Consider the following 13,215-nt stretch of genomic DNA (forward strand, 5'->3'; position numbering starts at 1 on the left):
CTACCTGCCGAGCGGGCCGCGGCCCATCTTGAGCAGGATCATCGCGAGGTCCTTGCCCTCGGGGCCGAGCGGCTTGTAGCGGTTGAGCACGTCGATCTCGCGGTTGTGCACGATCTTCGTGCCGCCGGCGGCCATGCGGGCCGCGCCGATCACCTTGGACACCTCGACGCGCCGTTGGACGAGTCGGAGTATTTCCGCGTCCAGGTGGTCGATCTCCTCGCGCAGCAGGTTGATGTCGGGTTCGGTGGTGGTATCCATCGTCATGACCTCTCGAGAACTTCGAGTCCCGGCCCGGAAGCAGCGAAGCCCCGGGGTCCGAGGACTCCGGGGCTTCGTGGTGGCTTTGTCAGCGCTGGACGACCACGGGAGCCGGAGTCCGGATCCCGTAGAAAAACTCGAAGAACGTCGCGCGCACGGACCTAGTGTGCCACAAGAAGCCGACCTAGGCTGCTCCAGTCCCATCCACGACCGTTTGGGGTCATCGTGAAGCGCCTTCTGGGTGTGGCTTCCGCACTGCTCCTGTCCACGTCCGCCACCTCCGCCGGCGCGGCGGAGACCGGGTGGGCGGGCGTCGAGATGACGCCGTCGGCGGGGTGGAAGGTCCTGGAGACCGGCTACTGGACGATGCGCGGCGGCTTCCCGGCCACGTTCGACGTCAACATCACCAACCGGTCGGACCGCGACGTCTCCGACCTCCACGTCCGCATCTCGCTGCCGCCCGCCAAGCTGGCGGTCACCGGCTGGGACGGCGAGTACTGGAGGTGCTGGAGCGTCGAGGGCGGTCCCGGGGTCGAGGGCGTGCACTGCACGGCGGCCTTCCTGGCCGTGCCGGGCGAGGCGTTCCCGACGCTCCAGATCCACACGAAAGGGCTCGAGCACCACAGCGACACGATCGACGTGTACGCGGAGTCCGGCGGTGCGGAGGCCTCCCACGCGGGCGTCCCGTACCGCATCGATCTGAGCACCTGATCGAACACATGGTCGGGCGGTACCGGATTCGTCGGTGCCGCCCGGTACCGTGGATGGACGATGAGCGCCTTGTTCGACTTGCCCTCAAGTCCCCCCGTTTCCCGCGCGGGTCACCTGCTCGACGACTTGAACCCCGCGCAGCGCCGTGCCGTCGAGCACGCCGGCTCACCCCTGCTCGTGGTGGCCGGCGCGGGCTCCGGCAAGACGCGCGTCCTCACCCGGCGGATCGCGTACCTGCTCGCGGCTCGTGACGTGCACCCCGGCCAGATCATGGCCATCACGTTCACGAACAAGGCCGCCGCCGAGATGAAGGAGCGCGTCGCCGACATGGTGGGCGCCCGCGCCCGCTCGATGTGGGTGTCGACGTTCCACTCCATGTGCGTGCGCGTGATGCGCCGCGACGCGAAGACCCTCGGCATGTCGTCGAACTTCTCGATCTACGACAGCGACGACACGCGCCGCCTCATCACGCTCGTCGCGAGGGACCTCGACCTCGACCCGAAGAAGTACGCGGCCCGCACCCTCGCCGTGCACATCTCGAACCTCAAGAACGAGCTGGTCGACCCGGAGACCGCCACCGCCCAGGCCACGAACGACCTGGAGCGCCGCGTCGCCGAGGTCTACACCGTCTACCAGCGGCGTCTGGCCGAGTCGAACTCGCTCGACTTCGACGACCTCATCATGAGGACCGTCGAGCTCCTGCAGCGCTTCCCGGAGGTCGCGGAGCACTACCGCCGCCGCTTCCGCCACGTCCTGGTCGACGAGTACCAGGACACGAACCACGCGCAGTACACCCTCGTGCGCGAGCTCGTGGGCAAGGCGGGCGGCGAGATCCCCCCGGCCGAACTGTGCGTGGTGGGCGACGCGGACCAGTCCATCTACGCCTTCCGCGGCGCCACGATCCGCAACATCGTGGAGTTCGAGCGCGACTACCCGGACGCCACCACGATCCTGCTGGAGCAGAACTACCGCTCCACCCAGAACATCCTGACCGCCGCGAACGCGGTGATCTCCCGCAACCCGAACCGCCGCGACAAGTCGCTCTGGTCCGACCTCGGCGAGGGCGAGAAGATCGTCGGCTACGTCGCGGACAACGAGCACGACGAGGCCGCGTTCGTCGCGAACGAGATCGACCACCTCGTGGACAGCGGCGAGGTCAACAACTCCGAGATCGCCGTCTTCTACCGCACCAACAACCAGTCGCGCGTGTTCGAGGAGATCTTCATCCGCCTCGGCCTCCCGTACCGCGTGGTCGGCGGCGTCCGCTTCTACGAGCGCAGGGAGGTCCGCGACGCCCTCGCCTACCTCCGCACCCTGGCGAACCCGGAGGACACGGTCTCGCTGCGCCGCATCCTCAACGTCCCGAAGCGCGGCATCGGCGAGAGGGCGGAAGCCTGCGTCTCCGCCTACGCGGAACGCGAACGCATCAGCTTCGCCGCGGCCCTCCGCGACCTCGACAAGGTCCCGATGCTGAACCCGCGCTCCCGCAACGCCATCGCGGGTTTCGTGGAGATGATGGACGAGCTCGGCGAGATGGTCGCCCGCGAGGACGACGTGGCCGACATCCTCGAAGCGGTCCTGGAGAAGACCGGCTACCGCACCGAACTGGAAGCCAGCGAGGACCCCCAGGACCACACGAGGGTCGAGAACCTCAACGAGCTGGTCACCGTCGCCCGCGAGTTCACCGAACTGGAACTCCCGGAAGGCGCCGACCCGGTTCCGTCCCTCCCGGCCTTCCTGGAACGCGTCTCCCTGGTGGCCGACGCGGACTCGATCCCGGACGCGGAGTCCGACGGCGTGGTCACCCTCATGACCATCCACACGGCCAAGGGCCTCGAGTACCCGGTCGTCTTCAGCACGGGCTGGGAGGACGGCGTCTTCCCGCACATGCGAGCCCTCGGCGACCCGGCAGAACTGGCGGAGGAACGCCGCCTCGCCTACGTGGGCATCACCAGGGCCCAGCGCCGCCTCTACCTCTCCAGGGCACTGGTCCGCTCGGCCTGGGGCCAGCCCTCGGCCAACCCGGCCTCCCGCTTCCTGGACGAGATCCCCCAGGACCTCATGGACTGGCGCAGGGTCGAACCCTCCCGCTCGGCCCCGACCGCGGCCACGACGTGGGGCCGCTCGGCCTCAGGCGGCATAGCCTCCCGAGGCCTCTCCCGCCCGGCGCCAGGCAAGGCGGGCTGGAAGGACGCCCCGGCCATGAAGCTGGAAGTGGGCGACCGCGTCACCCACGACAAGTACGGCCTGGGCAGAGTGGTGGCGGTGGACGGCGCGGGCCTGCGGGCAACGGCGACGATCGACTTCGGCGGCTCGGGCACGGTCCGCCTGATGCTGATCGGCAGCGTCCCGATGACAAAACTGTAGGCAGCAGCCCAACGCACGCTTGACGGCCGCGATGTCGAAGGCGAGCCGTCCTCACCAAGAATCTTGGGTGGGGTGGTTTCGTCACGAGTCGTGCCACAGCTCTTGACACCCCTCCTCGGGTGTGGCGGCTCTTGGCTCGTCTCGTGACGAAACCACCCCACGACTCCGCAACCACCAAAGCAACGCCCAGCTGCCGAAAGCACCAGGCGTGCCATCAACCCGCGAGCGGCGCCGGCCCGGTTTTTGATCAGATCGGCGGGGTCTGGGGCGGAGCCCCGGGAAGAAGCCGGAACACCTGCCCAACTGGCGCGCACGGCCCCACAGCCCACCAACCTGACCAGCACTTCCCCTGTCTTGCCGACCTCGCCAAAAAATCCCCGGAATCCGGCGCAACGACAGCCCACCACGTGCGTCTATGTGGGTGTCGCAAGCAGCACAGCCAGGGAACGCTCGGGGCGCTCCAAGGCACAACGAGCAGCCTGCGCACGAAGGGGAGCGAAGGGACGGCGGGGGCCTATCTTCGCGGCGAAGTGCGGCCGGACCGAACGGGAGAGCGGTCCGGCCGCACTGTCTTCTCAGGACAGGACAGGTCCGCCCAGGACTGTCACTTCAGGACCGCCTCACCAAGCGTTCTTCACGCCACAGCCCGCGACACACGGCCGCGACACAACCGGGCGAACGGCCGCACCCGAAGATCGCCGCAGTTCACCGGCCATGAGCTCAAAAATTGTCAGACCCCCGGAGCATCATCAACCGCATGAGGTCACAACCCAGGCGGGAGAGCGGGGAATGGATCACGTACTGGCCGGCGTTCTACACGAACGTGTGTTCGCAATCCTCAACCAGCTGGAATCTCCGGAGACCGCGAAGCTGGTCGAAGCCTGGCGCACTCTGCTCAGCCACCACGCGCCGACAGAGGGCGGGGCCTGCAGTGCGTGCGGCCCTCGCTGGCGCAGGCACATGTGCTCGGTCTGGCGAGTAGCGGCGACGTACTTCGCCCGCCCGGAGCCAGAGCCGCGCTAGAGCGCCACTGGAGCCCCTGAGACGCGAGAAACACGCGAACCCGCACCCGGAGGGCGCCCCGGCCGCGAAACGCCGTCAGAAAGCTACTGAGCCGTAGTTCAGCAGAAGGCGAACTTGATCAACCCGCCTGAAGTCACCGGACGAGAGGTTCAGTCGCCACGAAAACGGCAACCCCACAACCAGCAACGCGCCAACCGGGAAAAGCAGAGATCAGACGGTCACACCGCGAGCGTTCAGCCAGGTCAACGGGTTGATCTTCTGGCCGCCGGGGTTCCACACCTCGAAGTGCAGGTGGGGGCCGGTGGAGAAACCGCGGTTGCCCATGCGGGCGATCTGCTGACCGGCCTTGACCGCCTGGCCCTCGCGGACGCTGAACGTGTCCATGTGGCCGTACACGGTGATGGTGCCGTCTTCGTGCTGCACGCGGACCCAGAGGCCGAAGCCGGACGCGGGGCCTGCTTCGAGGACGACGCCGTCGGCGGCGGCGACGATCGGAGTGCCGATGGGGCCCGCGATGTCGATGCCGAGGTGCATGGTGCCCCAGCGGCCGCCGTAGCCGGAGGTGAACTCGCCGGCGGCGGGGCGGACGAACTTCGGGCGCTTCTTCTCGGCCTCGACGGCCTCGCGCTCGGTGGTGAGCTGCTGGCTGCGGAGCAGCTTGGCTGCCTCGGCGGAGCCTTCGGACGTGGTCTTGGAGACCGCGAGGATCTGGGGGGCGGGAGCGGTGTCACCGCCGACGCCGTCGAAGGTCGCGGCGCCACCGGAGTGGTTCGCGAGCTGGACGTCGCCGCTGTCGTCGGTGGCTGCCTGGCCGAGCTGGCCCGCGCCTGCCGCTGCGAAGGCGCCTACTGCGACGGCGGCGACGACGATGCGTCCGCGAAGCGCCGACGGTGGCGGGGGGAGCCGGTGCGAGCTGACCGGGCGCACTGACGCGCGGTCGACTGCCTCTTCAAGCGCAGCACTGCGTTCATGGCCGCCGGGGGAGCGGTGGTGACTCAAAGCTTGCCCTTCCGCCTTCGGGGAGCCTGATCGGGTGGACCGCCGGGCGGGGGATTCCCGGTGAGTCAGGATTCGGGGTTCTGACTCGGTGTCCTTCTGTGATCAGACCGTGACAACGGACCGGGGGACAGTAACGGCGCGAAGCCTCGGAGGGCAAACCCCAGTTCGTTATGTCCTCCCAATGGGCGGCAACCAGGGAGTTTCAACTGTCAACTGTGACCGTCGGTCGTATCGGGCGCGCGAAACGCCTCACCGCCAGCGGCGATGGGGTGAGTTGACAAGTCATCCGATCGGGTGATGGCGGTCACAACTACGTGAAGAGTCCTCGTGTCAACCGGCAGGGAAAGGTGACCTGAATCACGTATCTGGTGCTCCTCGACGAGCAACGACGAGTGCTCCAGCCGGGCGTTGCGCTGAGGGACGATGACCTGGTCCATCTCCGACCAGACCACGACGAAACGCGTGCGGCACGAGCGGCACGGCTCGGCGAGCTCCTCCAGCAGTTCGGAGCCCGGACGCAGCTGCCGGGTGAGCGGAGTCGGCAGGAGATAGGCGGCGAGAGTGCCGCTGTGCGGCGTCCCCAGTGTTACGAGTGTGCGAACGCGTGAGTCGCCGTGCAGTCGTTGTACGTAATACCTGGCGATGAGCCCGCCGAGTGAATGGCCGACGACGTGCACCTGATCCGAACCGGTCTGCTCGCAGATCCGCTCGATCTGGGCCCCGAGCAGCGCCGCCGACCGGCGGACGTCACCCGTCAACGCCGTCAGCACGCTGTAGTTGATGGCGTGCACGACCCCGAAGCCCCGCCTCCGCAGCGCCCCCGACAGCACCGCGAAGGCGGAGCGGTTGTCCCCGATGCCGTGCACCAGCACGATCGGGGTGCCCGCCGCCTCCATGGCCGAAACCACCAGGCCGCGCTGGACCAGCGGCAGGCCGTCGGTGCGGTAGTGCCGGTAGTGGCCGTCCGGGCGCAGCTGTTCGGTGATCGCGCCCCACGGGTAGAGCACCGCGTGGGCCGTCAGCCACGCCGCCTCCATCGCGACACCGCGCACGCCGCCGGGCGTGGCCATCGCCCGCAGCGCCACCTTCACCTCTTCGGCGACGTCGCGAGCGGTGTGGACGCCCCACCCGGCGCGGTCGAGGGCGGCGTCGGTCAGACGCGCGATCCACGACCTGCCCTCGTCGCTCATGTGAGCGACGTTAAGTGATGAAGTCACGCGCCTGGGTTACCCGGCGGATGTTTTCCACATGCGAACGAAATTCATCTCAGTAGGCCCGGCACGGGACGCCTGACCCGACCCTTCTATTGCTAGGTTCGCCCGCGATGACTCGCACCGAGCTCGAGAACCAGACCCCGGCGGCCGCCAGGCTGCGCACGTCGTGGGCCCTCGCCGCGGCAGGCGCCCTCCTACTGGCCCTCGGGCCGCTGCTCGGCGTGGTCGGCGGCGCCGAACCCGCCTTCACGTCGTGGCCGCTGCTCGCCGTGCTGGCGCTGTTGCCACCGGTCGTCGCAGGTGTGCTGCTGATGCGCGGCCGCCCGTTCGTCGCGGCGGGGCTGCTCGCCGCGGACGGCGTCTTCGGCGTCGGCCGGCTGCTGAGCGACCTGCTGATCGTCTTCGACGCGATGGAGGTGGCTCGGCCGGAGCTGTTCCGGCCGGCGACCCTCGTCGCGGTGACGCCCTCGCTGGGGGTGTGGCTGCTGCTCGCCGGACACCTGCTGGTGATCGCCGGTGGCGCGCTCGCGTCCGGCCGCGCCGGCATGCCCGCGGACGAGTCCGAGCCGCCGAGCCTCGTCGTCTTCCCCGTCCTCATCGCCCTGGTCGCCGCGGTCGGCCTGCTGGGCAAGCCGTTCACCTCGGCCGACCCGTTCCAGCTCGACCGGGGACCGTGGGAACTGCCCGTGCTCGGCCTGGTCGGCGGCCTGCTGATCGCGCTGGCCGCCCCGCTCGCGGCCGCGCTGGCGGCGAGCTCGCCCGACCCGGACACGCGCGTGGGCGGGACCATCGGCGTCTCGCTGGCCCTCCTCGCCGTCGTGGTGCCGCCGCTGGCCGCGGGCACCGTCGCGCCGGGGCTGGGCATCACCGGTGGATCGGTGTCGGCGTTCGTCGCCGCTCTGCTCCTGCCCGCCGCGCCTCTGCTCGGCCGCACCGCGCGGCTGCTCAGCGGCAAGCGTGACGAGACGCGCGACCTGGCGTTGCCGTCCCTGCGGCGCATGCACGTCGCCGCGGGCGTCCTCGCCGTGCTCGCCGCCCTCGCGATGCTGGTCGGCGCGCTGCTGCCTCAGCTCGTCCTCACCACCGGCGGCGCGGCGCCCGACCTGGCCTCGGTGAACCTGCTCTGGGCGGCCGGCCTCGCGTTCGGGGTGCTGGGACTCCTGCTGTTCGTGCCGTCGGCGGCCCCGGTGGTGCGCCCGGCACTGGCCGGCGGCTACCTGGCCATGCAGCTCGCCGCGGCGGGCATGACCCAGGTCGTGGTGGCGGCGAGCCAGCTGGGCGTCGCGCAACCGGGCGCCGGGTTCTGGCTGATGGTCGTCGAGGCGCCGCTCGGCCTGCTGGCGCTCGCCTGCGCCGGCCTCGCGGGCGCCACCGAACGGGAGAACGCGGGCGAGATCAAGAAGGAGCAGGTGCCGGTCGCCGAACTGGGCGCGGTCCTGCTCTCCGGGCTCTTCGCGGTCGGCGCCTTCGTGCTGCCGACCCTGCGCGGTGCCAAGTACACGGCGCCCACGGTGATCCCGGACAACGAGCCCGCCGTCTCCTGGGGGCTCCTGATCTGCCTCGTGCTGCTGATCTCCACCCTCGTGCTGGTCTTCAGGTCGAGGCCCGCCCGCGGCGCCGCGACCCTCGCCGGACTCGCGCTGCTCCTCGGCGTCCGCGCGCTCGAACTGCCGCTCACGGGCGACCGGGTCGAGGGCGCCACCGCCGCTCCCGGCACGTGGCTCGCACTGGCGTCGATCGCTGCCCTGCTGGTCGCGGCCGGCCTGATGGGTGCCCGCGCGACCCGCTGAAACGTGACGTGGACCCGCTTTTCGCCGTCACGCGCGCGGGCGCGTGATCGACCTCACCGCCGTTGAGACCGACCTCACCGGTGGTGGCGTGCGAGCGGTACCCGCAGCTCGATAGTGTCTGGGCCCAGCCGCGTCAAGTGGGTTCGCTTGGCCCCTTGAGGACCACCCAGGCGCGGTGTTGTGTTCCGACACCGACGTCGCAGGAGACCCGAGTGGACCTGTACGAATACCAGGCGAAGGACCTCTTCGCCGCCCACGGCGTCCCGGTACTGCCGGGCGATGTGGCCACCAACCCCGCCGACGCCAAGGCCATCGCCGCGAAGTTCGGCCAGGCCGTCGTCGTCAAGGCCCAGGTGAAGACCGGCGGCCGCGGCAAGGCCGGTGGTGTGAAGCTCGCTTCCACCCCCGAGGAGACCGAGGAGAAGGCGACCGCCATCCTCGGCCTCGACATCAAGGGGCACATCGTTCACCGCGTTCTGGTGACGCCCGCCTCCGACATCGCGGAGGAGTACTACTTCTCCTTCCTCCTCGACCGCGCCAACCGCACCTTCCTCGCCATGGCGAGCGTCGAGGGCGGCATGGACATCGAGGAGGTCGCGGCCACCAAGCCCGAGGCCCTCGCGAAGATCGCCATCGACGCCATCAAGGGCGTCGACGTGGCCAAGGCGACGGAGATCGCCGACGCCGCGAACTTCCCGGCCGAGGTCAAGGACCAGGTCGTCGACACCATCGTGAAGCTCTGGGAGACCTTCGTCTCCGAGGACGCCACGCTGGTCGAGGTCAACCCGCTCGTCCGCGACCCGCAGGGCAAGATCGTCGCGCTCGACGGCAAGGTCACGCTCGACGAGAACGCCGACTTCCGCCACCCGGCCCACGCCGAGCTGGTCGACAAGGCGGCGGAGAACCCCCTCGAGGCGAAGGCCAAGGAGAAGGGCCTCAACTACGTCAAGCTCGACGGCGAGGTCGGCATCATCGGCAACGGCGCCGGTCTCGTGATGTCCACCCTGGACGTCGTGGCGTACGCCGGTGAGCAGTACGGCGTGAAGCCCGCGAACTTCCTCGACATCGGTGGCGGTGCGTCCGCCGAGGTCATGGCCAACGGCCTGGACGTCATCCTCGGCGACGAGGCCGTCCGCTCCGTCTTCGTCAACGTCTTCGGCGGCATCACCGCGTGCGACGCCGTGGCCAACGGCATCGTGAAGGCGCTGGAGATCCTCGGCGACTCGGCCACCAAGCCGCTCGTCGTCCGCCTCGACGGCAACAACGTGGAGGAGGGCCGCGCGATCCTCGCCGAGGCCAACCACCCGCTGGTGACCGTTGTCGACACGATGGACAACGCGGCCGCCAAGGCCGCCGAACTCGCGGCTGCGGGGGTCTGAGAACGATGGCTATCTTCCTCAACGAGAACAGCAAGGTCATCGTCCAGGGCATGACCGGTGCCGAGGGCACCAAGCACACCAAGCGCATGCTCGCGTCCGGCACGAACATCGTCGGTGGCGTGAACCCGCGCAAGGCGGGCGAGAAGGTCGACTTCGACGGCACCGTCCTCCCGGTCTTCGGCACCGTCAAGGAGGCCATGGAGGCCACCGGCGCGAACGTGACCGTGATCTTCGTCCCGCCGGCCTTCTCGAAGGCCGCCGTGGTCGAGGCGATCGACGCCGAGATCGAGCTGGCCGTCGTCATCACCGAGGGCATCCCGGTGCACGACACCGCCTACTTCTGGGCGCACGCCGTCGCGACGGGCAACAAGACCCGCATCATCGGCCCGAACTGCCCCGGCATCATCAGCCCCGGCAAGTCGAACGCCGGCATCATCCCCGCGAACATCGCGGGCAGCGGCAAGATCGGCCTCGTGTCGAAGTCGGGCACGCTGACCTACCAGATGATGCACGAGCTGCGGGACTTCGGTTTCTCCACCGCGATCGGCATCGGTGGCGACCCGATCATCGGCACCACGCACATCGACGCCCTGGAGGCCTTCGAGGCCGACGAGGAGACCGTCGCGATCGTGATGATCGGTGAGATCGGTGGCGACGCCGAGGAGCGCGCGGCCGCGTACATCAAGGAGAACGTGACCAAGCCGGTCGTCGGCTACGTCGCGGGCTTCACCGCTCCCGAGGGCAAGACCATGGGCCACGCCGGCGCCATCGTCTCGGGCTCGGCGGGCACCGCGCAGGCGAAGAAGGAGGCCCTCGAGGCCGCCGGTGTCAAGGTCGGCAAGACGCCGTCCGAGACCGCCGCCCTGATGCGGGAGATCATGCAGGCGCTCTGACCTCCGCTTCTGGGAGTGTCACAACACGCAGAGCAACACGAAGGCCGGGTTCCGAGTAGTTTCGGAGTCCGGCCTTCGCTCGTATGGCGGAACCGGCATGATCGGTCCATCGTCTTAGCGGACGGCAGAGCACTGCTAGCGTCAAACGACGCACCCTGGTTTGAGGAGGAGACCTCGACATGTCCGTGCCTTACGGCGCACCCCAACAGCAGCCGCCGGGTCCGGCACAGCACCAGGCAGCGCCGCCGGCCCCTGGGGCCTCCGGTGCCAACAACATCAACCTGGCCCAGATCCTCCCGCTGGTCGCGGCGGCTCTCGGCCTGGTCGCCTACTTCGTCGCGTTCGCGGACGACGTCAGCAGCGGCAACGTGACGTACCTGCTCGCCGCGGGTCTGCTCGCCGGTCTGTCGGTGCTCCCGAGCACGCCGAAGGGCTTCGTGCCGGTCGCCGCGATCCTGGCCGCCGTGCAGACCCTGCTGCAGTTGCAGGTCATCATCAAGTCGCCGTCCGTGCAGGGCCTCGACATCGTGCTGCTCATCGTCGCGCTGCTCGAGACGGCCGCGGTCGTGCTCGCGTTCCTGCTCGCCGAGGGCATCGTGAAGTTCGAGCCGAAGCCCGCGAACCCGTACGCCGGCCAGCCGCAGGGCCAGCCGGGCGGCTGGAACCCGCAGTCGGGCGCGTTCCCGCAGCAGGGCCAGCACCCGCAGCACCAGCAGCAGGCCCCGCAGCAGCAGGCGCCCCAGCAGCAGTCCTTCGGCCAGCAGCAGCAGTTCGGTCAGCAGCCGCAGCAGCCCGCGCAGCCGGGTCAGCCGCCGCAGCAGACCAGCTTCATGCCGCAGCCGGGCCAGTTCGGCTCGCCGGGCACGCCGCCCGGCGGCTTCGGCGGACCGCAGCAGTAAGGTCCGCACACCGTTCGACCTCAGGGGTGGTGCCGGTTTCTTCCGGTGCCACCCCTGTCGCATGACCCGGCGTGCCTGACCCGTTCGGACCAGGCGGCCTGACACAGTGGAGAAGTGCCCGTGCTGCAACGCGATGTGACCCGCGAGGTCAACACCGTGCGCCCACCGGAGTTCTCGCGGTCCGAACGCCTTCGCGTGCTGGTCGCCGCCGCGGTCGGATCGGTGGTCGTCGGGTACGCCGCGGTCGCCGCCGTCCTCGCGTTGATCTCCGCGACGGCCACGTACGCCGAGTTCTCCACGTCGGGCGTGCTCAGCGCCGCCGCTCCCGCCTGGCTGGCGGCACACCACGTGCCGTTGCGCTTCGAGTCGGGACAGCTCGGCGTGCTGCCGCTGCTGCCCACGGCGTTGCTGATGCTGCTGATCGGCCGCACCGCCGCGGGCACCGCCGACCGCCTGGGCCTCTACGAACCGCTGCAGGCGCGCGGGGTCGTGCTGAGCATCGCCGGATCGCACGCCGTCGTCGGCGGCGCGATCGCTCTGGTGATGGGCGATGGCGTCGTGCGCGCCACACCGGCCGTGGCGTTCTTTGGCTGCGCCGCGGTGTCCGGACTGGCCGCCACGCTCGGCGTCGCCCGCCGCTGCGGCCTGTACGAGGTGGTGTTCGACAAGCTCGACCCGGTGGCGCTGCACGGCTTGCGCGCCGGTTTCATGGCGTTGTTCGCACTGGTCAGCGTCGGTTCGCTGGCGGTGGCGGCCGGTCTCGCCGCGTCCTGGCCGACGACCAGCGGGCTCTTCGCGGGCGCCGGTCCGTCGTTCGGCGTCGGCCTCGGCGTGTTCCTGCTGTGCCTCGCCTACCTGCCGAACGCGATCATCGCGGGCTTCTCGTACGTCGTGGGCGCCGGGTTCTCGATGGGCGCGGTCGAGGTCTCGCCGCTGAAGTTCGCCGGCGGTGACGTGCCCCCGGTGCCGCTGCTGGCCGCCATGCCGGAGAGCGAGTTCGTGTGGAGCCCGGCCGTGCTGGTGGGCGGGCTGCTGCTCGGCCTGGTCGTCGGCTGGACCTGCCGCAAGGTGTCCGACCGGCCGACGTCCAGGCTGCGCGCGGTGCTGGTGGCCGCGATCACGGCGGGCGTGGGCAGCCTGGTGCTCGCCGCGACGGCCGGCGGACGTCTCGCCGGAGGCGCGTTCGACCCGGTGACGGTGCCCGCGGGCCTGCTCGCGCTGGTCGTGGCGGTGTGGGTGCTGGTGCCGGGCGCGCTGGTGGCCTGGCTCGCGGGCAACCGCGCGAAGGCCGCCGTCGCCGCGGGCAGCAGCGAGTTCGTGGAGCCCGACTACGACGAGGACGCCGAAGCCGCCGATCCGGACGTGGTGTTCGAGGACGACGAGCTCACCGACCAGTTCGAGCAGCTCGAGCAACTCGAGGTCGTGGACGCCGACGAGTTCGAGGTCGACGAGGACCTCGAGGACGACGACTACTACGACGAGGACGAGTACGACGAGGAAGAGCCGGAAGACGTCGAGGACGTCGAGGACGTCGTGGACGAGGAGCCGGTCGACGAGGACGAGGAACCCGCCGACGAGGAGGAAGACCTCGACGCGGAGTTCGACGAGATGCTGGGCATGGAGCCCGAGGAGGACCTGGACGCCAAGCCGGAACGGTGACGGCCTAAACTGCCCCTGAGCTG

General features: G+C 69.8%; 10 protein-coding genes. 7 read left to right on the plus strand and 3 right to left on the minus strand.

Annotation, left to right across the window (positions count from 1 at the left end; translation table 11 throughout):
• Entirely contained in the window at nucleotides 1-264 is a 264-nt protein-coding gene (locus ND450_RS36285; protein WP_089915050.1) for a chorismate mutase, read from the minus strand.
• A gap of 219 nt (nucleotides 265-483) precedes the next feature.
• Here ND450_RS36285 and ND450_RS36290 point away from each other — a divergent pair, with 219 nt between their 5' ends.
• Nucleotides 484-969 (plus strand): hypothetical protein, encoded by a 486-nt coding sequence (locus ND450_RS36290; protein WP_253322708.1) that lies wholly within the window; start codon nucleotides 484-486, stop codon nucleotides 967-969.
• A 60-nt stretch (nucleotides 970-1,029) separates the two neighbouring features.
• Nucleotides 1,030-3,336, plus strand: a complete 2,307-nt coding sequence (gene pcrA, locus ND450_RS36295; protein WP_253322709.1) for a DNA helicase PcrA — start codon at nucleotides 1,030-1,032, stop codon at nucleotides 3,334-3,336.
• A gap of 1,233 nt (nucleotides 3,337-4,569) precedes the next feature.
• Here pcrA and ND450_RS36300 read toward each other — a convergent pair.
• Nucleotides 4,570-5,286 (minus strand): M23 family metallopeptidase, encoded by a 717-nt coding sequence (locus ND450_RS36300; protein ID WP_253322710.1) that lies wholly within the window; start codon nucleotides 5,284-5,286, stop codon nucleotides 4,570-4,572.
• Between the two features lie 281 nt (nucleotides 5,287-5,567).
• Entirely contained in the window at nucleotides 5,568-6,548 is a 981-nt protein-coding gene (locus ND450_RS36305; protein WP_253322711.1) for a triacylglycerol lipase, read from the minus strand.
• Between the two features lie 134 nt (nucleotides 6,549-6,682).
• Here ND450_RS36305 and ND450_RS36310 point away from each other — a divergent pair, with 134 nt between their 5' ends.
• The 5 genes from ND450_RS36310 (at nucleotide 6,683) to ND450_RS36330 (ending at nucleotide 13,192) form a co-directional block, all read left to right on the plus strand.
• A complete protein-coding gene (locus ND450_RS36310) occupies nucleotides 6,683-8,362 on the plus strand; it encodes a hypothetical protein (protein ID WP_253322712.1) in 1,680 nt (559 codons plus the stop codon).
• Nucleotides 8,363-8,574: 212 nt separating this feature from the next.
• A complete protein-coding gene (sucC, locus tag ND450_RS36315) occupies nucleotides 8,575-9,741 on the plus strand; it encodes an ADP-forming succinate--CoA ligase subunit beta (RefSeq protein ID WP_089915033.1) in 1,167 nt (388 codons plus the stop codon).
• A gap of 5 nt (nucleotides 9,742-9,746) precedes the next feature.
• Nucleotides 9,747-10,634 (plus strand): succinate--CoA ligase subunit alpha, encoded by an 888-nt coding sequence (gene sucD, locus ND450_RS36320; protein WP_089915029.1) that lies wholly within the window; start codon nucleotides 9,747-9,749, stop codon nucleotides 10,632-10,634.
• Between the two features lie 179 nt (nucleotides 10,635-10,813).
• Nucleotides 10,814-11,533: a DUF5336 domain-containing protein gene (locus ND450_RS36325; protein WP_253322713.1), complete on the plus strand. Its 720-nt coding sequence runs from the start codon at nucleotides 10,814-10,816 to the stop codon at nucleotides 11,531-11,533.
• Nucleotides 11,534-11,653: 120 nt separating this feature from the next.
• A complete protein-coding gene (locus ND450_RS36330; RefSeq protein WP_253322714.1) occupies nucleotides 11,654-13,192 on the plus strand; it encodes a DUF6350 family protein in 1,539 nt (512 codons plus the stop codon).
• Nucleotides 13,193-13,215: the final 23 nt, after the last annotated feature.

This window comes from Lentzea sp. HUAS12, assembly GCF_024125735.1.
In the GTDB taxonomy this organism is placed as follows: Bacteria; Actinomycetota; Actinomycetes; order Mycobacteriales; family Pseudonocardiaceae; genus Lentzea; species Lentzea albida.

Bases quoted from the DNA above. Each gene is read 5' to 3' on its own strand.
- ND450_RS36285 (WP_089915050.1), bottom strand. From the start codon at position 264: ATGACGATGGATACCACCACCGAACCCGACATCAACCTGCTGCGCGAG.
- pcrA (WP_253322709.1), top strand. From the start codon at position 1,030: ATGAGCGCCTTGTTCGACTTGCCCTCAAGTCCCCCCGTTTCCCGCGCG.
- ND450_RS36305 (WP_253322711.1), bottom strand. From the start codon at position 6,548: ATGAGCGACGAGGGCAGGTCGTGGATCGCGCGTCTGACCGACGCCGCC.
- ND450_RS36310 (WP_253322712.1), top strand. From the start codon at position 6,683: ATGACTCGCACCGAGCTCGAGAACCAGACCCCGGCGGCCGCCAGGCTG.
- sucD (WP_089915029.1), top strand. From the start codon at position 9,747: ATGGCTATCTTCCTCAACGAGAACAGCAAGGTCATCGTCCAGGGCATG.
- ND450_RS36325 (WP_253322713.1), top strand. From the start codon at position 10,814: ATGTCCGTGCCTTACGGCGCACCCCAACAGCAGCCGCCGGGTCCGGCA.